The organism is Arthrobacter sp. R1-13 (genome assembly GCF_054161475.1).
Window position 1 is genome coordinate 4,270,859 of record NZ_CP096420.1, and the last position, 20,167, is coordinate 4,291,025.

The following is a 20,167-nucleotide window of genomic DNA, read 5'->3' on the forward strand; positions in this document are numbered from 1 at the left end:
GCCGGCACGAAACCCGGAGCAGGCCTCAGTACCAGTTATTCGCTGCGCGGAATTCCAAGGCTTTGGTCGGGGAACCATAGCGTTGTTTGATGTAGCTCATGCCCCTGTCCACCTGGCTGCCGCGCCACCCAGCTGAGGTGTCCCAAAGGGTGCTCAGGGCAGTCATCTCCTCGGCGCCCCATCCGTACGAGGCCAGGCGGCTGCTGGCATAAGTGCTGGTATCGACGACGTCTTCCGCAGCGCCGTCCACGGCTGCGGGAGCCGTAGCGGTGGCCGTGCCCAGCAAGGGGTCGAGCAAGCCGGTAACTGGCGTCAGCAGTGTACTCGGTGACTGCGACGGTGTCGGTGTCGGTGCTGGTGCTGGTGCTGGTGCTGCGGTTGTCGCAGGAGCCGGTGCCGCCGTTGGCGAGGCCGGCGCGGGCTGAGGGTTCGAGGAAGAGGCCGGAGGCTGGGCGTTCGGGGACGTGGCAGAGGCGGGCGGAGCCGCGGCGGTGGAGGCAGCCGCTATTGCCGCCAGGGTGGGAGCGTCCACCGGCATGGGGAGGCTGCCCACACCAGGCAGGCTAGTGCCTTGTTGATCCGCTGCCGCCGGGACATCGGCACCGGCCGCCGCTTGGGCCGGGGTGCCGCTGGTTGTCCCAGGGGACGTGGCCGAGACGGTTGGCCGGGGGGTAGTGGTTCCGGCGGTCGGCCGTATTCCGGAGGTCGCCCGAGTCGCGTTCGTTGTGCCGGGGGCCTCCTGGGCGGAAGTTTCCTTGCCGAAGAAGGGCAGCTCTGTGGCCTGGCTGGCTGCTCCTACGCCAAGCAGCACGGCAAAGGCTCCGGCTACGACGGCCATCCTTTGACCCATGACACGAACCGAAACGGCTTTCTTCAGGACATCATCGGGCTTGGAACTGAATACGGCAGCCAGCTGAGGGCTATGTGCGCTCGTCTGGGCGTCGATTGCAGCGGCGGCCGATGCGCTCACCGTTGGCTTTTCAACTGCCGCGCGCCCCGTCCTGCTCCGTCGCGTCGCTGCGGGGGCGGGACGCACTTCGGCTATGGGTGCGGTTTCCGGAGCGGAGCTCTCCTGCACGGTCGTCGGAGCGGCTTCAGTCACAGGCGCAGTCCTGGGGGCAGGGGGTACTTCAAAGGCCGGGCGCCTGTCCCTGCTTCGCCGCGTGACGGTGGAAACCGGTGCAGTGGGCTCAGGTTCTGCGGGAATCGGCGCGGCCGGAATCACGGTGGTGGAAACGGGGTCCGTGGGAGCCGTCCCGAGGTTCGGCTCTTCCGCGGCGGGGTTTGTTGGGCTGGGGGTTTTGACGGATGGCGCAGCTTCTGCGCGATGCCGTCCGGCGCGTAAAGGGCGCGACTGATCGAAAGAACGGGACATGATGGTTGCCTCTCAACGCCTGCGAGGTTAGCTGTCGGGTTCGGAAGAGGTCAACCGGCCGGCACGTTAGACGTGACGGCTTCACCCCACGGGCCGCTGGGTAGCGGCCCGAAGACTCTGGGTCCCCCGTCTCTGCCTTAGTGTTGGGAGTCCGGGATGTGGCAGAGCTCGGCGTCAGCCCGGACGCGGCCCGATCCAGATGGGCCACGCACAAACCGTACAGGAAACCCTCCCTTAAAGTCACGTTTAGGTAACAGGAAAAGGTTGGCGGCGAGTCACGTTGCACCATCCGGATGCGATAGGCCTTTTTGTCCGACCTCGCAGTACACTGAATTATCGAACATATATTCGAATGAAGGTGTGTTGTGGGCATTATTGTGGGTCCTCGTATGATAGCCGCCGGCAGCTCGCTGCTCACGGTTCTCATCTCCCCTGTGGCGGTGGCTGCAGGCTACCCCTCGCCAGCGCAGGACTACTTTGACGGCAGGATCGACCTCAACGAACACCTCATCAAGGACATCACCAGCACGTACGTGGTGAGGGTCTCGGGAAATTCAATGGAGGGGGCGGGCATCAGCGACGGGGACGAATTGATCGTCGATCGCGCCCTGGAGCCCAAGGACGGGTCCGTGGTCATCGCCGTACTGGACGGTGAACTGATCATCAAACGCCTCCGCATCAGACAAAGCGGCGTCCTGCTCCAGGCGGAAAGTGCGAACTACCCGGATATCCGCGTTGCAGCACTGTCCGACCTCATCATTTGGGGCGTGGCCACGAGGTGCCTCCACCATGTCTAAGCCGGCAATGATGCACCGGATGCAGCAGATCGCCCACGTGGACGTGAACTGTTTTTATGCCTCGGCTGAGCGTGCCTTTGACCCATCCCTGGAAGGTCGGCCACTGGTTGTGCTCTCCAATAACGACGGGTGTGCCGTTACCCGGTCACCCGAGGCCAAGGCACTGGGCATCCCGGTAGGCGAGCCCTGGTTCAAGATCGCACCACGGGTCAAGGAGTGGGGCCTGGTGGCCAGGTCCAGCAACTATGAGCTGTACGGCGACATCAGCGCGCGCGTGATGGAACTCCTCAGCAGGTTCTCGGCCTGGCTGGAGGTCTACAGCATCGACGAGGCCTTCCTTGGCGTCAAGGGAACCCCGGATGAGCTCCTTCGGCTTGGACTGGAGATGAAGGCCGCCGTGCGCCGCAACGTAGGCGTGCCGGTGTGCGTCGGAATCGCAGGAACCAAGACCCTGGCAAAACTTGCGAACAAGTGGGCCAAGAACAATCCGGGCTTCAACGGTGTTTGCCTCTGGGATTCCCTCCCCCTCGCCCAGCGGGAAACACTGATGGCCCGGCTGTCGGTGATCGAGATCTGGGGCATCGCCTCCCGCCTGACCAAACGCCTCAATGCCATGGGAATCCAGTCGGTCCTTGACCTTTCAAAGGCAGATCCTGTGATGATCCGGGACCGCTTCTCAGTGATGGTGATGCGCACCGTCCTGGAGCTTCAGGGCACACCATGCATTCCGATGGAGGAGGAGCGGATCGGCAGGGACCAGTTGATTTTCAGCAGGTCCTTCTCCACGCCCATCACTACCGTCCATGAACTTCGCCAGGTCCTCAGCATTTACGGTCAGCAGGCCAGCGCCAGGCTGGCCAAGCACGGATTGCAGACCAGAGTCCTCACGGCATACGCCGCCACGTCCTACTACAACCCCCAGGACACTTCCTACCCGTCGGCCTGCATCAGGTTGCCGATGCCCACCGCCGATCCCGTGCTCCTTACCCGGGCAGCGCATGCTCTGTTGCCGCAGATCCAGGAGGGAATCAAATATGCGAAAGCGGGAATCATGGTGACCGATCTGCGCCCCTCGGGGAACCAACCGCCCCTGTCTCCGTTCGAGAACCCTCACGAGGAACGCGGCATCGGCCCTCTTCTGGAGGACGTGGCCCGCCGTTATGGCCGGGGCTCCATCGGACTGGGTCACGCCGGCATCAGGGGAGGCCCGGACTGGACCATGAAACGCGACATGATGTCCCCGCGCTACACCACGCACTGGGATGAACTCCCGCTCGTCAAGGCTGCCTAGATCCCACGCGCATCACCCTGCCGCCACCGGGGTTCGCTTTGCCGCTTGCTCCTGCACGCCTAGCCTGTTGCTATGGTTCACCCCTCCGCGGCCGCCCCGTCCGATGTAGTTCTTGCCTCCATCCGGCAACCCGGCGATTCGGAATGCTCTGACATTCACATCGCTGGCGGGGTGGTTTCTCGTATCTCGCCGGCGGGAGACCATCCGGCTCGCCCCACTGTTGTGGACTTCGACGGCGGCTGCGCCATCCCCGGACTCTGGGACGAGCATGTCCACATGACTCAGTGGGCACTTGCTGCCCAGCGGCTGGATCTTTCCCGCGCAGAGTCGGCGACGAACGCCGTCGAGCTCCTCCGCCCCCACCTGGGCGGCATGGAGTCCGACACGACGCTGGTCGGCGTCGGATTCCGGGACGCTGTGTGGAGCGACGCTCCCACACTGGAGATGCTCGACGCCGTGACGCGGCGCCAGCCGACGGCACTCCTCAGCCACGACCTCCATTGTGTGTGGCTGAACAGTGCGGCTGCCAAGCGCTACGGAGTTTTCCTCGATGCCGATGGCCTGCTGCGGGAAGACGCAGCGTTCGCCGTCACGCGCCAGTTGGACCAGCTTCCTGACCCTCTGGTGGATGGCTGGGTGGCCGATGCCGCAAGAATTGCAGCGTCGCGCGGGATAGTCGGCATTGTGGACTTCGAAATGGCGTGGAACCGGGATGCCTGGATGAGGCGCGAGGCGGCCGGATTCGACTCGGTGAGGGTCGACGTCGGGGTCTATGCCGAGCACCTTGGGCGCGCCGCCGGCTTGGGGCTCCGTACCGGGCAAGCCTTTCCCGGGAGCGGCCTGTTGCGCGTCGGACCGATGAAGGTTCTCATCGACGGCTCCCTCAACACGCGCACCGCATTCTGCGTGGACCCCTACCCCCATGGCGGAAAGGGAGTCCTCACCGTGAGCGAAGCCGAGTTGCTGGCGCTGTTGGAGAGGGCCGGGGAGGCAGGGTTTGTTCCTGCTGTCCACGCCATCGGCGACGCCGCAAACAAGGTGGCGCTCGACGCTTTCGAGCGCGCCGGCATTCCGGGGCGGATCGAACATGCCCAGTTTGTCCGGCAGCAGGACTTCCGCCGGTTCGCCGACCTGAACGTGACTGCCAGTATCCAGCCCCTGCACGCCCTGGATGACCGGGATGCGGCAGAGGCAAACTGGGCCGGTCACACTGACCGGGCCTTCCCTTTGCGCTCACTGCTGGAAGCGGGAGCCATGCTGGCGCTGGGATCTGATGCTCCGGTAGCGCCGCTGGATCCATGGGCGGCGATGTCAGCGGCGACCACCCGGTCAAGGCAGGACGGGCGGGAGCCTTGGCACCCTGAGCAGTCCATCACACGGAAAGAGGCCTTGGCGGCGTCGGCCCGGGGACGGAAACGGATCCAGGTTGGAGACCGGGCGGATATCGCGATCCTCGACGGCGACCCGCTGGCTGTTCCGGACGACGTTTTCGCCCGTATGCCAGTGGCGGCAACCGTTGTGGGCGGGAGGTTCACCTATAACGGTTGAGGAATATTTAGTTCTTTGCGCGCGCCTGGACAAGATTGGCGAACGGAAGTGAGCCGTGAACGGCATGAAAGGCTGCGTGGCACTCCGCCTCCGCGCGGTTCACTTGATCCGGGGGCAATTCTTTCCAAGCGACAAGCAGGGACTTGGCGTCGGCTAGCTGCCAGAGCAACCTTCCATCCCAGTGACCGGGTGGCTTCCCTTGACCGAAATCCACGAGTTCCTGGATCTGCCTCCTTAGGCCACGGTTGCCCTTACTGCCGATGCCAGCCTTCCCCACATAAAGTATGTCGGCCCCGTCGACCCATTCGGCGGCCACCTCGGCCGGATTCAGTGAAGGGTCCTTTTTCTTGAACCGCCCCGCCGTGCTCTTTGCCAGAAACACAGGCTGGAATCCTTCCGGGAGCAGCACAGCAAAGATTCCGGGACCCTGCGGAATCCTGTTTATTTCCAGATTCGAAAACGCCCGAAATCCGGTGAACCCATCGTCGATGAGCTTGTTTCTATCCATCTGCCTGCCGCTCCCTCCACCCCTGAAGAGGCGTCTCCATCGACTGCCAACGGTACGCGCATCCCGCCGAAAGCAGGGCTGACACATTACTGCCCTCACTGCTGCGCCAGAAAGTTTCCCACCCACCAACCCCACGCCAGCGCGTAGAGTGGACCCAGACGCCTGATTCTGGACGCCGTGTGCTGAGGGAGAGATCGTGACGATTGACTGGGACGAAAAAAAGGCCCTGCTGCAGGAACCGAACATAGCGGCTGTAACGCAACTTTGCGACGAACTCATGGCGAAGAGGCCAGGATCGGTTGTCCCGTACATCGACCCCGTCCACGACGAAGACGAGTGCCGCATCGTCAGCCTTCAGACCAGCCCCGGACGGGGAACCGAGTCAGGCTTTGTCTCCCACTTCAATGACGACGAAGCTGCCCGCCGGGCCACGTCCATCTACGAGCTGGCAGAACTGGATCCCCGGTATGTCATGCCCTGGCACGCCTACCCGTGGGTCCGCGACCCGGACATGCCTTCCGCCCTCAACGTTCAGGAAAAAACGGATGGCCTCAGGCCCTTCCGCCAGTTCCTGAAGATCAACAAGCGGGTATCAGCGATCATCGCCCACGGAGCTGACGCTAACGCCTTCCTGACGCTCTTCGAGAAGACCTATCACTCGTCCCTGAAGAACCATGGCATCAAGATCTACAAGGCCACGGCACTTGGAGGCCGGGCGTTCGCGGTTTCCGAGACGAAGCAAGAGGAACTCCTCACCAAGAGCGTGGACATCTATAAAGACGCAATGCAGCGCGCGGGTATCCAGCACCTCTAGCGAGGCGCCCCGAAGTACTCGCCCTGGAGGCCGGTACCGTGGGGCCATGAACCTTTCAGATGAGCTCGCCTCAGTTCGATCGGCCTACGATACAGTCGCCGAGAGCTACTCGAAGGTGCTTCCTGACGCCAGTTTCGAAACCCCGCTCGATCGGGCGATAATTAACGCCTTCATCGAATACGTCAATGCAGCGGAAGTTAGTTCCGTCCTGGATGCCGGCTGTGGCGCCGGGCGGATGACAGCGTTACTCGCAGCCCAAGGCGCTCTGGTTTCCGGAGTCGACCTGTCGCCAGCGATGATCGGCATCGCCCGCCGCGAACATCCGGATCTCGCGTTCGACGTAGCCGATCTCTCGGATCTTCCCGCCGAAGACGCTCACTTCGGAGGGGTCTTCGCCTGGTACTCCATCATCCATACAGCCCCCGACGAACTCCCGCCCTTGTTTGCGGAATTCCTCCGAGTCCTGGCTCCTGGGGGCTTTCTGCTTCTCGGATTCCAGGTTGGTAAGGGGCCGCGTCACATGGCAAGCGCATATGGACATGACATTTCTCTGGACGCATACCTGTTTACACCCGAATACATCACGAGCCGTTTAGTCCAAGCCGGGTTCGAGGTCGTCGCTCAGATGGTGCGCGCTCCCAGAGAGTTCGAGCGGACGAGACAGGCCGTGCTGCTGGCCCAAAAGGGCCAGTAACCTGCTTCAGGGCCGGAGTGGTGTGGCGCTGCCTGCGGCGAGGAGGTCCACGTACGCACCTTCAACGTGCGCGGAGTCCTCAATTCCGAGAACAGCAAGGAGACGGTTCGCTTCTAAGACAGCGGCGTCGTATTCCAGAGTGTCATCGACACTGACTTCGACTTCCAGGAACTCGCCCAGACCGTCCATTTGGTCAAGATACACCCGCGTCTGACCGATGCGGAACACAGTGCGGTGCTTTCGGACTCGCCCAATTTCGCCATTGGCGTCAGTCAGGATGGTGCGAAGCCCCTCTGGGTCCGCAGTTTCTGAGTGGACGTAGAACGAAGGCTTCGGACCGGGATCGTCCGCCGTCCTGTAGAAGATCAGGCACGCCGTGACCTTCGCCGAGGACTCGAAGCTTGAGGCGGCCGTTGGGGGCAGGAGAAGAAGATGTCATCCTGCACTTCATATTCGGGTCCCATGTCCGCCAAGGATGCGACCGCTGGCAGCAGCTTCTCGAGACCATCTACCCGTGCTTTGATTTCGATGTTCGTTGGCATGAGTCCACTAGACCACGTGTGCAAGACTCTTGGAGTGACTGGTGACTCCGAAGCCATACGGCATCTTGTTGAGGCGCCTCCTCCCCATAAAGTCCAGGCCGATTTCGCGGCTGCCGGAATCGTGTCAAAGCTTCCGGGCGGCAGAGGAACTGCTTGGAAGGCCGGCGAAGTAACGCTGAAGCCTCTCGATGTGCTTCCGCAGGAATTGCTCTGGCTGGACGAGGTCGCACCTGTGCATGCCGCCGAGAGTCGCCTGCGGCTGAGCCTTCCGATCAGAAGCCGGTTCGGGAAATTGATTGTGGATGGCTGGACGGCCTTCCCCTACCTGGCCGGTGAGCACCGGACCGGCCGGTGGCTGGAGATCGCGGAAATTGCCCGTGAATTTGCCGCGCTTTTCTCTGACGTGCGGCGCCCGGCCTTCATCGATATGCGGACCCATGCCTGGGCAAGGGCTGACCGCTTTGCATGGAGCGAAGACCATGCTGGTCCACCCGTCGATGCTCCTTACGTAGCGGATCTCATGAGCGCGCGCAGGCCCCTTTCCGATCCGCCCGCCCTCATCCATGGCGACCTGAGCGGAAACGTTTTGTTCGATTCAGTCCTTCCACCTGCCGTTATCGATTTGACCCTCTACTGGCGACCTGTCGAGTACTCGGTCGCAGTCGTTGCAGTAGACGCGGTGTGTTTCGAGGACGCCCCGCTGTCGCTCCTGGAAACGATCAGCCCGAAGCCCGGCTTTCCTCAGCACCTCATCCGTGCTGCCCTGTTTCGCATCGTCACCGATCACCTCAATGGCCGGCGCACCCACGACTACTACCCCTACGACGATGCGGTGGACCGGATTCTGCAGCTCGTAGCCGCTCAGAGGTGCAACTAGCACGCCAACTTAACACATAGAAGATTCTGGGCTGGCGACTTTGACAGCGAGCTGTGACCCGTGCCATATTTCTTGTGTGAACCTGTCAGACAGCCGGACAGCAGGACAGCCTGCCGCCGAAAGAGCCGCTACAGTACCGAGCCGCCCCTTGGCGCGCCTCGGCGCTGCCGAAGCTGTCTTCAACGTTCTCCGCGGGGAAATCGAATCGGGCAAGCTCGAGGTCGGTGCCAAGCTCAGTTCTGAAGCCGCGCTTGCCCAGGAGTACGGTGTGAGCCGTTCCGTGGTACGCGAAGCCCTCCGCTCATGCACTGCCCTGGGGCTCACCATGACGCGGACTGGCAAAGGGACATTTGTGATTGCCAACAGGGTGGCCGCGGACCTGGTTCTCGGCCAGTATTCGGCCCGGGATCTCACAGAAGCCCGCCCGCATATTGAAGTTCCTGCAGCAGGGCTTGCCGCTCAGCGCCGCACCAAGGAAGAACTCGAAAGCCTTCGCGACATTGTCGCCGCCATGGCATCCGAGGACGATCCAGAAGTCTGGGTCACCCTGGACTCCAGCTTTCATGCGGCGATCGCACGCGCCAGCGGCAACAGGGTTTTTGAGAGCGTCGTCGCGGATATCCGTGAAGCCCTCGCCAACCAGTCCGAAACCCTGAACATGGTGGCCGACCGCAAGATCGCCTCCGACCGGGAACACGAACACATTCTCCAAGCCATCGAAGCAGGCAGCACCATCGACGCCCAGGCCGCAATGGAGGCGCATCTCCACGCCGTCGGCGTCGCTCTCAACTCCATCTTGAACAAGTAACCCTAAGACTCAAGGACTCCATGCTCTCCCCCGCCTTAGCCCAGCACGCCTCAGACCCGGCGCAGTTCCTGCTGCCGCGGCACACTCCGCTCGCGGTCCTCACGCGCGACGGTCTGGTTGAAGGCGTTCACTACGGTTCCCTCATCGCAACGGCTCCCGACGCCGGAACCTTGCTGGAGGCAGGGGACCCCCTGAAACCCTTCTACCCGCGTTCCTCCTTGAAGCCTTTACAGGCAGTTGCCTTGGTCCGCGGCGGACTCAACATCTCCCCGGAACTGCTGGCCCTGACGGCTGCGAGCCACTCCGGTGCCGCTATCCACCGGGACGGTGCCCTGAGGATCCTCGAACTCCACGGGCTCACTCCGGACGCTCTGGAAAACACCACAGACCTCCCGTATGGAACCCCTGAGCGTGAGGAATGGCTTCGAAACGGCGGGGAGAAGAGCCAGCTGGCCCAGAACTGCTCCGGAAAACACGCGGCCATGGCCGCCACGTGCGTGATCAATGGCTGGCCGGTCCGCGGCTACCTTGATCCGGAGCACCCTCTCCAGAAACTTGTGGCCGATACCATCCGAGACCTCACTGGCGAGGCACCGGCAGGGATCAGCACCGACGGCTGCGGGACTCCCCTTTACCCCCTGACCTTGCTCGGAATGGCCCGCGCCTTCGGCCGGCTGGCTGCTGCAGCAACCGCCGTAGATCCCGAAGCGCACCGGAAGGCCGAAACAACGGATGGAAGCCCGGAAGCCGCCGTCGCCCGTGCCATGGCCCGCCATCCGGAGATGGTGGCCGGCGAGGGCCGCGACGTCACCGAACTCATGCGGCTGGTCCCCGGGCTGGTAGCAAAGGACGGCTTTGAAGGCGTTCAGCTGGTGGGCCTCCCGGATGGCCGTGGAGTTGCCGTGAAAATTTCCGACGGCGGTGACCGCGCGCGTATGCCTGTCACCGTGCGCGTCCTGGACGCGCTCGACGTCGACACCTCCCCGCTCGCAGGCATCGCCACCGCGCCCGTTCTGGGAGGCGGCCATCAGGTGGGCCTTCTCCAGGCTGCAGACTTCCTCTTCCCACAGGTGGCAACACCGCCAACACCCCATACCTCCGATTGACCGTGGAACAGTCAATCGGGCTGGTCGCCGAGCTGAACCCGTACCCGGGCTAAGCAACGGTGGCCACAGCAATGGCTCAGGAAGCCCTCGCCACCAGCAAGGGCGCCGTAGGGCTGGTCCTTGAACACGGGCTGCTCACTGAAGCGCAGCTCGACCAAGTGCCCAGCCCGCAACCTGGCACACCCGAGTAATCCCAATCGCTCCACTCAAAAAGTCCCTCCCTCAAGAAAAGGACTCACCATGACACAGCCCCCAGTGGCCGCCGAGCAACAAGCGGCCATCACGGACCACACCATCCCGGCCCAGGCGCACGCCAGCGAAAGCCTGCTCCATGCCGAGGATAAGGGCTACCACAAGAGCCTGAAGCCGCGGCAGATCCAGATGATCGCCATCGGCGGCGCCATCGGCACCGGCCTGTTCCTCGGCGCGGGTGGCCGGCTCAACGCCGCAGGCCCGTCCTTGGTCATTGCCTACGCCGTCTGTGGCTTCTTCGCCTTCCTGATCCTCCGGGCCCTGGGCGAACTCATCCTGCACCGGCCTTCCTCGGGCTCCTTCGTCTCCTATGCCCGGGAATTCTTCGGGGAAAAAGCCGCGTTCGTCGCCGGCTGGTTCTACTGGATCAACTGGGCCACCACCACCATCGTTGACATTACTGCCGCTGCCCTCTACATGAACTTCTTCGGCCACTACGTGCCCTGGATGGCTGATGTCCCACAATGGGCCTGGGCACTGATCGCGCTCGTTGTTGTTCTGGGTCTGAACCTCGTTTCCGTGAAGGTCTTCGGCGAAATGGAGTTCTGGTTCGCCATCATCAAGGTCGCCGCCCTGGTCGCGTTCCTGGTCATCGGCAGCTACTTCGTCATCTTCGGCACCCCCGTTGACGGCCAGCAAGTGGGCTTCAGCCTCATCGCCGACAACGGCGGAATCTTCCCGAACGGCATCCTGCCCATGATCATCCTGATGCAGGGTGTGCTGTTCGCCTACGCCTCGATCGAGCTCGTCGGTACTGCGGCAGGCGAGACCGAAAACCCTGAGAAGATCATGCCTAAGGCCATTAATTCCGTGGTCTTCCGCATCGCAGTGTTCTACGTCGGCTCCGTCATCCTGCTCGCGCTGCTGCTGCCCTTCACTGCCTACGAAAAGGGCGTCAGCCCCTTCGTGACCTTCTTCGGCTCCATTGGCATCCAGGGCGTGGACGTCATCATGAACCTCGTGGTCCTCACCGCCGCGCTGTCATCCCTGAACGCCGGGCTCTACTCCACGGGCCGGATCCTGCGCTCCATGTCCGTCGCCGGCTCCGCCCCTAAATTCGCCCAGCGCATGAACAAGGCTGGCGTCCCGTACGGCGGCATCGCCATCACTGCCGGTGTTTCGCTCCTGGGCGTTCCGCTGAACTACCTCGTCCCTTCCGATGCCTTCGAAATCGTCCTGAACGTCGCCTCCGTCGGCATCATCGTTACCTGGGCCACGATCGTGCTGTGCCAGATGCAGCTCAAGCGCTGGGCAGACAAGGGCTGGCTCAAACGCCCCTCCTTCCGGATGTTCGGAGCGCCCTACACCGGATACCTCTCCCTCCTGTTCCTCGTCGGGGTCCTGGTCATGGTCTTCATCGACTCACCGCTGACCCTCCTGGTCACGCTCGTCGCCTGCGCCCTGATGGTGGTTGGCTGGTACGCGTGCCGGAAGCAGATTCATGAGATCGCTGAAGCCCGCGAGGGCTACACCGGTATGTCCCCGGTGGTGGCCAACCTCCCGGCTCGCGGCGCGGAAGACCGTATCTAGCCCCTCCGGTTAAGTCCGACGGCGGCACCTTAGATTCTGTTCTACGGAACCTCAGGTGCCGCCGTCGTCGTTTTGCGGGCGGATAGTATTGGCGGGTGACTGTGCCGCCTGAGCTCCTGAGCACCATTGCGGATTATCGTTCCCGCGGTTACCGCTGTTCGACGCCCGAGGCAGAGCCGGAGAGTCAGGAATACGGCGCCTACACGTTTTCCCTCAATGATCAGTCCGTGGTTTTCCGCATCGCCAAGACCACCCCGACAAAGATTGGCCAGTTCGTGACGCTTTGGCAGCGATCACCGGGGCCGGGACAACCCATCCGGCCCTTTGACGTAAGCGACGGGGTGGACCTGTTTGTTGTCAGCGTCGGGGATTCGGTAAATTCCGGGCAGTTCGTCTTCCCGCAGGAAGCCCTGATCAAGCGCGGGGTCGTCTCACAAGGCAAGCTCGGCGGCAAGCGGGCGTTTCGTATATACCCGCCCTGGACCGCACCCACCAGTCGGCAAGCACAGGCCACCCAGCGCTGGCAGTCGGAGTTCTTTGACTCACCGGCTACTGCACCCGGGGAACCACCGTCAGGGAATGGATTTGAGGCAGGGCAGCCCTGAGATCCCGCTCGAGCTTTGCCGTATGGAGGCTGAACTCATGGAGGCTGGTGGCTGCGGCGGCAGGAATAGTGACCTCGGCGTTCAGGTGATGGCCTGACCAGCGCAGCCGGGCAGTTCCTGACGGGGCATGCTGCCGCACAACCGTAGCTACCCTGTCAGTCAGCGAGGGGTCCACTCCGTCCATCAGCCGACGGCCGACGTCGCGGACGGTCCCCCACAACAGCACCACGATGGCCGCGGAAATCAGCAGCCCTACGATAGGGTCCGCTAGGGGGAAACCGAGCCAGATGCCAATCGCTCCCGCCACTACGGCGAGGGACGTAAACCCGTCTGTGCGGGCATGCACACCGTCCGCCACCAGGGCCGCGGAACCGATCCGGCGGCCGACGCGGATCCTGTACAGCGCCACCAACTCGTTGCCTGCAAAGCCCACCAGCCCGGCTGCCAGGACCCAGCCCAGGTTTTGGACCGGCTGCGGCTCGAAGAAGCGGCGGATGGATTCGACGGCCGCAACGACGGCGGAAAGGGCGATCATGGCAACAATGAAGAGTCCGGCAAGGTCCTCAGCCCGACCGAAGCCGTAGGTATACGTCTTGGTTGGTTTGCGGCGGCCAAGCAGGAAAGCGATCCACAAGGGCACAGCGGTCAGAGCATCGGAAAAATTGTGGACAGTGTCGGCAAAGAGCGCAACCGATCCGCTGACCAACACAATAATCAGTTGGAACAGTGAGGTGGCACCGAGGCCCAGCAGGGAAATCTTGACCGCACGGATCCCCTGTGCACTCGATTCCAAAGCGTTATCAATGGAATCCGCGGCATCGTGCGAGTGAGGGACGAACGCTTCCCGCAGCCAGCCCTTCAGGCCACGGCCGTGCGAATGGCTGTGCTCGTGGCTGTGCTCGTGGCCATGGCCATGCTCGTGTTCGTGCCCGCCGAGGGCCTGGTCCGAGCCGCTCATGCGCCGTGGTGGGGGGCCGTGCCAAGCGAATGCTGCGCCTGATGAACAGCGTCCACCACCAGTTGCCGCGCATGGCCGTTCTGCATGCGGTAGTAGACTTTGGTGCCCTCTTGACGCGTCGTGACCATGCCCACCAGACGCATCTTCGCCAAGTGCTGCGAGACGGCGGCGGCGGGTTTGCCAACTTTTTCTGCCAAGGCGTTCACCGGCATCTCGCCTTCCCTGAGGGCAAGGATAAGCCGAACCCTCGTGGCGTCTGCCAACATGGAGAAGACTTCCACTGCCAACTCAACATAAGGACTGTCGACGTCGAAGGTGCAAGACTGCTTATCTGCATTCATATGCAGATACTGCCACAGACCGCCACTCCAGCCAAAGGAAATAGATCCGTCGGCCCGAAACATCCGATGAATCCCGGTAAGATGGTCCCATGGCTGTGACTGACGAGGCGATCGACAAAATCAAAGAAATGCTTCTGCGGGGCGAGCTCAAAGCAGGCGACCGGCTGCCGCCGGAGAAGGAGCTCAGCGACCGCCTCGGCCTGTCACGCAGTTCCCTGCGGGAAGCCGTCAAGGCCCTGGAGCTGATACGCGTTCTGGACGTGCGGCGTGGGGACGGCACCTACGTCACCAGCCTGGACGCGAAACTCCTGAACGAGGCCCTGGCTTTCGTCGTGGAGCTCCATCAGGACAAATCAATTCTTGAGCTCTTCGAGGTCCGACGTATCCTTGAGCCGGCCACGGCCTTCATCGCGGCAAGCAAAATAAGCGGCGCCGAACTGTTGGAGCTCAGTGCCACGATGGACGGAATTGACGAGCATACGGACGTAGAGGAACTGGTGGCCCACGACCTCGAGTTTCATCGCATCATCAGCAGGTCAGCGGGAAATGCATACCTGGAAAGCCTCCTGGATGCCTTGTCCGGCAGCACAGTGCGGGCACGCATTTGGCGCGGACTGACCCAGGACCGTGCGGTTGCGCATACCCTTGCAGAGCACAAAGCCATCGCCGACGCCCTGGCGCGCGGGGACGCGGAACTGGTAAGGGCCCTGGTCACCGTTCACATCAGCGGTGTTGAGAGTTGGCTGAGGCAGGCTTTGTAGCGAAAGCTTCCCGGACGGAAATTTCTCATGAACTCTGATTCCCTCCGCCTACCTCATCTCCGGTCAGGGCAGCTTTTATTTACCTTGCCCCAAAAGCCGCTCAAGCGATCCTGTCAATGCGAGGAAAACCGCTGCTAATTTGCATGCTTTGCCCCCTGAATTCACCACCAAAACCATGCCGTAAACCAACGTTTCCGGCAACTGCTACCCTCATTCCGGGCGACTCGGAGTTCCCTTGGCCGTGCCCTTGTGAACAATAACGCAGGCGCATTCCAGCAGTGGATTCCTGCGGAGTGTCCAGGGTAGGCAGAAGAAATTAGCCCCTGCTATTCACGCATCAACACTGACGAATTAGTAAGTGAACTTTCCTTTATTTATCCTGCGATCGCCGCTAATAAGCAACCTGATAATTCAATTGTGACACTTCTACACACGGTTATTGACCGGCTGTTGACATAAGAGAATTGCAACATAGTATTTAGCATTGGGGGAGCAACCATGTGCTGGATAGGCGCTGTCGGCTGCGACTCAAGTCTTTTAGGGTCAAGGTCTGACCCTGTCCGTCTACCAGGGGGTATCGCCGTTGACACAGCAAGGTAAGAATCCGGGCTCGTTAAGCCGTTGGATGTCACAACGAAGCGGGGGCAAGCCGGTCACAGCCATTGTTGCTGTTACAGGGCTCCTCGCTTTTTCTTTTGCCGGGACGGCAAGCATTGTCCAGGCAGCAACCGTTCCGGGAAGTCCCGGCACTCCACAGGCTTCCACCGTCATCTACAGCGAGGACTTCCAGAACGTCCCCGGCCCGGCTCCTATCCAACGCCTCAACCAGTACGTGGGCGTATCGGGTCAGGCCTACACTGCTGCCCCGTCCTGGCTTGCCGACTGTAACGGCTGGATCGCTTCATCAACCCAGGACACCGCAGCTGCAGCGCAGATCGCCGACTGCAACGGTTCTCAGGGTTCCTGGAACAGCGCTCAACAGCTCAGTCAAGCATTGGGCATTTTCGCCGGAGCTTCGGATTCCGCGTCCAACTTTGCAGTCTCTGCTTATACCGCCGGGAACCCAGGGGCCGGCCAGGTGGAGTTTCAAACAGCCACGAACATCCCCTTTACCGGAAACGGCCGCTTTGTGGCTTTCAGGGCTGATGTTGCAGCCGTGAACTGTGGCGTATCCGCTCCCTTGCTTCAGTTTCAGCTGATTGACAGTAGCGGGACGGCAAACCCTGCAGGATCTCCCGTTAATGCCTGCGTCGGCACCAGCACCGTGGCTGCGCCAGCAGTCGGGGTCACGCGCGCCAATTCCATCAACGTTGGCACCACCACCTCGAACGGATCAGTTCTGGTCAGCGGTACGTCCATGGGTATCCGCATGATCAACAACAACGGCTCGGGAACCGGAAATGACCATGCTTTCGACAACATCCAGGTTTTGGATGTCACTCCGCAGCTGGATAAGTACTTTAGCCCCGCGTCCGTACCCGTTGGTGCGGCCTCGACGCTGACGCTCACGCTGACCAATACAGATGAACTCGCTGCCAAGAACGGCTGGTCCTTCACCGATGCTCTTCCGGCGGGGTTGACTGTCGCGGACGGCGCTGCGGCCACCACCTGCCCGGCAGGAGTTGTGACAGCCCCCGCCGGCGCGACGTCTGTGGCCGTGACCGGAAACCTGGATGCAGGCATGGCTTCCTGCACGGTCACCGTCAACGTGACCGCCACCGCGGCCGGCTCCTTCACCAACGGCCCCTCCAACATCACCGGCGTCGGAATCAACCCTCCAGGGGAATCCACTGTCGCGTTCGTTGAGCAGCCTTGGGCCTGTGACGCGTCCGGCTACCTGTTCCAGAGCCCGGCCGGCCTAGCCGGTCCCCACCTGGTCCAGCAGGTCGACCTGGTTTCCGGCGCGTACTCAACAGCGTTCAACCTTCCCCGGGCGGTGAACGGCGTTGGTTACAACACCCTGGATGACTACTTCTATGGGATTGCCGGCGACGGCCACCTTGTCAGGATCGGCGCCAACGGATCACTGACCGATCTCGGCATTCCTGCCGGCACCGGCGGCGCCGGTTTCAACGTCGGAGACTTCGACGCTGCGGGCCACTACTGGATTACCACAAGCGCGAGCCCCTCTGAGTACTTTGAGATTGACCTCGCCCCGGGTTCGGCAACCTATGGCACCGTGCTCAGCTCAGGCACCAAGGGACTGACCGGCGGCCTGTTCCCGGGAGCCGACTGGGGATTCACCAACGGCGCCTTCTACAGCGTCGGAACAGACGCCGCTGGAAATAGCATCCTGGTCAAATTCGACCCCGCAACCGGAACCCAGACCATCGATTCTGTATTGACTACCCCTGCAGGGGAACCGGTGACCGGACTTCTTGTCGGCGCCGTTTATGTCGACGCGTCCGGATACCTCTACGCATCGGACAACCCCACCGGAAACATCTCCCGCATCAACGTCACCACAGCTCAGCTGGTACCGCTTTCCACAGGTCCTGCCTCCGGCGGCAATGACGGTGCACGCTGTGCTCTGGCGCCGATCCCGACCCTCACGGTGTCCAAGACCGTTGAGGGCCGTCAGGCTCCTGCGGACCAGTTCACCGTGGCCCTGGAAAACAGCGGCGGTACTGTCCTGACCTCAGCCACCACCACGGGCACGGCCACAACAGTCAGCACCACTGACCAGCCGGTGTCCCAGGGCGCAACCTACACCATCACTGATGCCATGGCGGCAGGCTCGGCCAGCGCGATCAACGCCTACAGCGCGACCGTAACCTGCACGAACACCGTAACCGGCGACACCGTACCGGCTGAGGGCACCGGGCCATGGACCTTCACGGTTCCGGAGGCGGCAGCGTTCACCTGTGCAGTCACCAACGCGCCGGTCGCTGTAGGCGTCAACCTGGTCAAATCAGCCGACGCGGCCGCGATGGAGAACATCGAACCGGGACAGATCATCACGTACTCGTTCGCGTTCACCAACACCGGCAATGTGCCCCTGACCGATATCCGTATCGATGAAACCGAATTCACCGGAACGGGCAACGCCCCGGTCGCGGTCTGCCCGGCAGGCCCGGTCGCCCCGGCAGCAACCGTCACCTGCACCGCCACCTACACGGCCACGCAGGACGACGTCGATGCCGGTTCGATCTCCAACACCGCCACCGGTACCGGCACCCCGCCCGAAGGCTTCCCGGTCCCGCCGGTTTCCCCGCCGTCGGAAGTCACTGTTCCGGCACCGCCGGCACCGGCCATCACAGTAGTGAAAACCGCTGACGAAGCCGCCCAGGCGGACCTCGTGGTGGGCCAGAACATCACGTACTCGTTCCTGGTCACCAACACCGGCAACGTCACGCTTAAGGACGTCACCGTCAACGAAGGCAACTTCTCCGGCGCCGGCGAACTCAGCGACGTCACCTGCCCGGCAGAAGCAGCTTCACTGGCACCGGCCGCCGCCATCACCTGCACCGCCACCTACACGGTTGTCCAGGAAGATGTCGACGCCGGCTCCATCACCAACACCGCCACGGCCACCGGCGTTCCGCCGGGAACCACTCCCCCGCCGGTCTCACCGCCGTCAGGAGTAACCGTTCCCACCCCGAACGCGCCCGCCATGACCGTGCTCAAGACAGCAAGCACGGACCAGGCAACAACAGCCGGCCAGGTACTCACGTACTCGTTCTTCCTCACCAACACCGGCAACGTCACCCTGACCAATGTCACTGCAGTAGAAGGTGAATTCACCGGAACAGGTGACCTCTCCGCAGTGACCTGCCCCGCAGAAGCGGCCTCGCTGTCACCGGCAATGAGCGTCACCTGCACGGCCACCTACACGGTCACCCTGGCAGACCTCAACACCGGCACCATCACCAACACCGCAACAGGTACCGGCACCACACCTGGAGGACCAGCGATCAGCTCGGCTTCCTCGACGGCGAAGCTGTCCACTCAGGCACCTGTCTCGGCAGTGAACGTTGCAGGCAACCTGGCGAACACGGGGCTCGACGCCGGACCGCTCGCCTTGGGCGCGCTCCTGCTGGTTCTTCTTGGCGGAGGAGCGATGACGGTCAGCAAGGTACGTCGCCGATCAATTCAATAAGAGGTACAGCTCTCTCTGAGACCGAGAACTGAGACCAGAAAGCGGCGCCCGGGACAACCCGCCCGGCGCCGCTTTCGTCTGTTCCCGGTAAGCAGACCTGATCCGCATGTCAGACCGATAGCAGGGAGAAACGCAAACGGCCGCCCATCCAAGGATGGGCGGCCGCAGCAGAGGGAAGAGGAAGAGAACCGCTACTGGTAGAGGTTCGGCTTGATCTCGTCCGAATCGATGTTCTTGGCGTCGTACCAGTAGAAGCCGGTGTCGATGATCTTCTCCAGTTTTTCGCCCTTGAGGGCGGCTACGGCAGCCTTCACTGTTTCGTACCCGATTCCCACCGGGTTCTGCGTGACGGCGCCAGCCATGAGGCCGGACCGGATGGCATCGATCTGGGCCTTGCCTGAATCGAAGCCGACGATAGTCAGCTTGCCCTTGAGGCCCAGTTCTTCAACCGCCTTGACGACGCCGATGGCCGAACCCTCATTGGTGCCGTACATGCCCTTGAGATTGGGGTTGGCCGTGACAATGGCCTTGGCTGCGTCGGCTGAAAGGAGCTGATCGCCACCGGCGTACTGGATGGCCACAATCTTGATGTTCGGGTGGTTCTTTTCGATGTATTCCTTGAAGCCGTCGCGGCGGTCCGTACCGGACTTGGAAGTCTGGTCGTGGCCGATGATCGCAATGTCGCCGCTCCCGCCGATGAGCTCCGCGAGGTGCTTGGCGGCCTCGGCCGCAGCAGCCTTGTTGTCCGTTGAGGCGGTGGTCACCGGGATGTCGGATTCAACGCCGGAGTCAAAGGCAACCACAGGAATGTTCTTGCTCTTGGCCTGCTCCAGCAACGGGGTGGCTGCCTGGGAGTCCAGGGCGGCGAAACCAATGGCGGCGGGTGACTTGCCGAGAGCGGTCGTCAGCATCTGGATCTGCTGGTCCACGTCCTTTTCGGTGTTGGGACCTTCAAAGGTGATTTCGACGTCGAGCTCTGCTGCTGCCTTGTCAGCGCCCTGCTTCACGGCCTGCCAGAACTGGTGCTGGAAGCCTTTGGAGACGATGGCGATATAGGGCTTGGCGCCATTGCTGGCGGTGGCACCGGGCGTGCCGGCGGGAGCCTCGCAGCCTGCGATGGCTACGACGCCGAGGGCCAGACCCGACAGGGTGAGGAAACTGCGCCGGTCAAAAGTTGACTTGTTCATGGATGAAAACTCCGTTGTTTTTCTGGTTGGAAAGGTATGGGAAGAAGGGGGACGGTGCTGGAGGGGCAGTCTGG

The 20,167-nt window shown here is 62.4% G+C and carries 18 protein-coding genes, 1 pseudogene and 1 riboswitch; of the genes and pseudogenes, 13 read left to right on the forward strand and 6 right to left on the reverse strand.

Going from position 1 to position 20,167, the window contains the following annotated elements; all coding sequences use genetic code 11:
- Positions 1-25: 25 nt before the first annotated feature.
- Positions 26-1,375: a hypothetical protein gene (locus tag M1D88_RS19770; protein WP_458112409.1), complete on the reverse strand. Its 1,350-nt coding sequence runs from the start codon at positions 1,373-1,375 to the stop codon at positions 26-28.
- 2 nt (positions 1,376-1,377) lie between these two features.
- Positions 1,378-1,535: riboswitch (cyclic di-AMP (ydaO/yuaA leader) on the reverse strand.
- Between the two features lie 205 nt (positions 1,536-1,740).
- On the opposite strand from M1D88_RS19770, the gene M1D88_RS19775 reads away from it, so the two are divergent.
- From M1D88_RS19775 to M1D88_RS19785, 3 genes are all read left to right on the forward strand, one after another.
- The gene (locus tag M1D88_RS19775; RefSeq protein WP_458112410.1) at positions 1,741-2,172 is read left to right on the forward strand and encodes a LexA family protein; all 432 of its coding nucleotides are present in this window, start codon (positions 1,741-1,743) and stop codon (positions 2,170-2,172) included.
- Positions 2,165-3,463, forward strand: a complete 1,299-nt coding sequence (locus tag M1D88_RS19780) for a Y-family DNA polymerase (protein ID WP_458112411.1) — start codon at positions 2,165-2,167, stop codon at positions 3,461-3,463. Before M1D88_RS19775 ends, M1D88_RS19780 begins: the two co-directional genes overlap by 8 nt.
- Positions 3,464-3,535: 72 nt before the next feature.
- Positions 3,536-5,011 carry an amidohydrolase family protein gene (locus tag M1D88_RS19785; protein WP_458112412.1) on the forward strand — a complete coding sequence of 492 codons (1,476 nt, stop codon included), beginning with the start codon at positions 3,536-3,538 and terminating at the stop codon, positions 5,009-5,011.
- 7 nt (positions 5,012-5,018) lie between these two features.
- On the opposite strand, the gene M1D88_RS19790 is transcribed toward M1D88_RS19785, so the two are convergent.
- The gene (locus tag M1D88_RS19790; RefSeq protein WP_458112413.1) at positions 5,019-5,519 is read right to left on the reverse strand and encodes a hypothetical protein; all 501 of its coding nucleotides are present in this window, start codon (positions 5,517-5,519) and stop codon (positions 5,019-5,021) included.
- A 196-nt stretch (positions 5,520-5,715) separates the two neighbouring features.
- Here M1D88_RS19790 and M1D88_RS19795 point away from each other — a divergent pair, with 196 nt between their 5' ends.
- On the forward strand, positions 5,716-6,333 hold the full coding sequence (locus tag M1D88_RS19795; protein ID WP_458112414.1) for a uracil-DNA glycosylase: 618 nt from the start codon (positions 5,716-5,718) through the stop codon (positions 6,331-6,333).
- Positions 6,334-6,379: 46 nt separating this feature from the next.
- Positions 6,380-7,027, forward strand: a complete 648-nt coding sequence (locus tag M1D88_RS19800) for a class I SAM-dependent DNA methyltransferase (RefSeq protein ID WP_458112415.1) — start codon at positions 6,380-6,382, stop codon at positions 7,025-7,027.
- Positions 7,028-7,033: 6 nt separating this feature from the next.
- Here the strand turns inward: M1D88_RS19800 and M1D88_RS19805 are convergent, their stop codons facing one another.
- On the reverse strand, positions 7,034-7,450 hold the full coding sequence (locus M1D88_RS19805; RefSeq protein WP_458114584.1) for a class IV adenylate cyclase: 417 nt from the start codon (positions 7,448-7,450) through the stop codon (positions 7,034-7,036).
- Between the two features lie 153 nt (positions 7,451-7,603).
- Here M1D88_RS19805 and M1D88_RS19810 point away from each other — a divergent pair, with 153 nt between their 5' ends.
- The 6 genes and pseudogenes from M1D88_RS19810 (at position 7,604) to M1D88_RS19835 (ending at position 12,747) form a co-directional block, all read left to right on the forward strand.
- Positions 7,604-8,446, forward strand: a complete 843-nt coding sequence (locus M1D88_RS19810; protein ID WP_458112416.1) for a phosphotransferase — start codon at positions 7,604-7,606, stop codon at positions 8,444-8,446.
- 76 nt (positions 8,447-8,522) lie between these two features.
- Positions 8,523-9,254, forward strand: a complete 732-nt coding sequence (locus M1D88_RS19815) for a FadR/GntR family transcriptional regulator (protein ID WP_458112417.1) — start codon at positions 8,523-8,525, stop codon at positions 9,252-9,254.
- A gap of 20 nt (positions 9,255-9,274) precedes the next feature.
- The gene (locus M1D88_RS19820) at positions 9,275-10,360 is read left to right on the forward strand and encodes an asparaginase (RefSeq protein ID WP_458112418.1); all 1,086 of its coding nucleotides are present in this window, start codon (positions 9,275-9,277) and stop codon (positions 10,358-10,360) included.
- Positions 10,327-10,551: pseudogene (gene aspA / locus M1D88_RS19825) on the forward strand (aspartate ammonia-lyase); the annotation flags it as partial. The gene M1D88_RS19820 and the pseudogene aspA, both read left to right, overlap by 34 nt.
- Positions 10,552-10,600: 49 nt before the next feature.
- A complete protein-coding gene (locus M1D88_RS19830; protein ID WP_458112419.1) occupies positions 10,601-12,142 on the forward strand; it encodes an amino acid permease in 1,542 nt (513 codons plus the stop codon).
- A gap of 95 nt (positions 12,143-12,237) precedes the next feature.
- Entirely contained in the window at positions 12,238-12,747 is a 510-nt protein-coding gene (locus tag M1D88_RS19835; protein WP_458112420.1) for a MepB family protein, read from the forward strand.
- Here the strand turns inward: M1D88_RS19835 and M1D88_RS19840 are convergent.
- A complete protein-coding gene (locus M1D88_RS19840) occupies positions 12,692-13,705 on the reverse strand; it encodes a cation diffusion facilitator family transporter (protein ID WP_458112421.1) in 1,014 nt (337 codons plus the stop codon). The genes M1D88_RS19835 and M1D88_RS19840 overlap by 56 nt on opposite strands.
- Complete coding sequence (locus M1D88_RS19845; protein ID WP_309108795.1) at positions 13,702-14,046, reverse strand: ArsR/SmtB family transcription factor; 345 nt, start codon at positions 14,044-14,046, stop codon at positions 13,702-13,704. The genes M1D88_RS19840 and M1D88_RS19845 overlap by 4 nt, the downstream gene beginning before the upstream one ends.
- Before the next feature lie 89 nt (positions 14,047-14,135).
- On the opposite strand from M1D88_RS19845, the gene M1D88_RS19850 reads away from it, so the two are divergent.
- Both M1D88_RS19850 and M1D88_RS19855 read left to right on the forward strand, forming a co-directional pair.
- On the forward strand, positions 14,136-14,807 hold the full coding sequence (locus M1D88_RS19850; RefSeq protein ID WP_458112422.1) for a FadR/GntR family transcriptional regulator: 672 nt from the start codon (positions 14,136-14,138) through the stop codon (positions 14,805-14,807).
- Between the two features lie 625 nt (positions 14,808-15,432).
- The gene (locus M1D88_RS19855) at positions 15,433-18,906 is read left to right on the forward strand and encodes a DUF7507 domain-containing protein (RefSeq protein WP_458112423.1); all 3,474 of its coding nucleotides are present in this window, start codon (positions 15,433-15,435) and stop codon (positions 18,904-18,906) included.
- A gap of 191 nt (positions 18,907-19,097) precedes the next feature.
- Here M1D88_RS19855 and M1D88_RS19860 read toward each other — a convergent pair whose 3' ends face one another.
- Entirely contained in the window at positions 19,098-20,093 is a 996-nt protein-coding gene (locus M1D88_RS19860) for a substrate-binding domain-containing protein (protein ID WP_458112424.1), read from the reverse strand.
- Between the last annotated feature and the right edge of the window lie 74 nt (positions 20,094-20,167).

What these genes read in the sequence shown, in the direction of transcription:
- M1D88_RS19770 (WP_458112409.1), bottom strand. Translation starts at nt 1,375, where the DNA reads ATGTCCCGTTCTTTCGATCAGTCGCGCCCTTTACGCGCCGGACGGCAT.
- M1D88_RS19780 (WP_458112411.1), top strand. Translation starts at nt 2,165, where the DNA reads ATGTCTAAGCCGGCAATGATGCACCGGATGCAGCAGATCGCCCACGTG.
- M1D88_RS19785 (WP_458112412.1), top strand. Translation starts at nt 3,536, where the DNA reads ATGGTTCACCCCTCCGCGGCCGCCCCGTCCGATGTAGTTCTTGCCTCC.
- M1D88_RS19790 (WP_458112413.1), bottom strand. Translation starts at nt 5,519, where the DNA reads ATGGATAGAAACAAGCTCATCGACGATGGGTTCACCGGATTTCGGGCG.
- M1D88_RS19800 (WP_458112415.1), top strand. Translation starts at nt 6,380, where the DNA reads ATGAACCTTTCAGATGAGCTCGCCTCAGTTCGATCGGCCTACGATACA.
- M1D88_RS19820 (WP_458112418.1), top strand. Translation starts at nt 9,275, where the DNA reads ATGCTCTCCCCCGCCTTAGCCCAGCACGCCTCAGACCCGGCGCAGTTC.
- M1D88_RS19830 (WP_458112419.1), top strand. Translation starts at nt 10,601, where the DNA reads ATGACACAGCCCCCAGTGGCCGCCGAGCAACAAGCGGCCATCACGGAC.
- M1D88_RS19840 (WP_458112421.1), bottom strand. Translation starts at nt 13,705, where the DNA reads ATGAGCGGCTCGGACCAGGCCCTCGGCGGGCACGAACACGAGCATGGC.
- M1D88_RS19845 (WP_309108795.1), bottom strand. Translation starts at nt 14,046, where the DNA reads ATGAATGCAGATAAGCAGTCTTGCACCTTCGACGTCGACAGTCCTTAT.
- M1D88_RS19850 (WP_458112422.1), top strand. Translation starts at nt 14,136, where the DNA reads ATGGCTGTGACTGACGAGGCGATCGACAAAATCAAAGAAATGCTTCTG.
- M1D88_RS19855 (WP_458112423.1), top strand. Translation starts at nt 15,433, where the DNA reads ATGTCACAACGAAGCGGGGGCAAGCCGGTCACAGCCATTGTTGCTGTT.
- M1D88_RS19860 (WP_458112424.1), bottom strand. Translation starts at nt 20,093, where the DNA reads ATGAACAAGTCAACTTTTGACCGGCGCAGTTTCCTCACCCTGTCGGGT.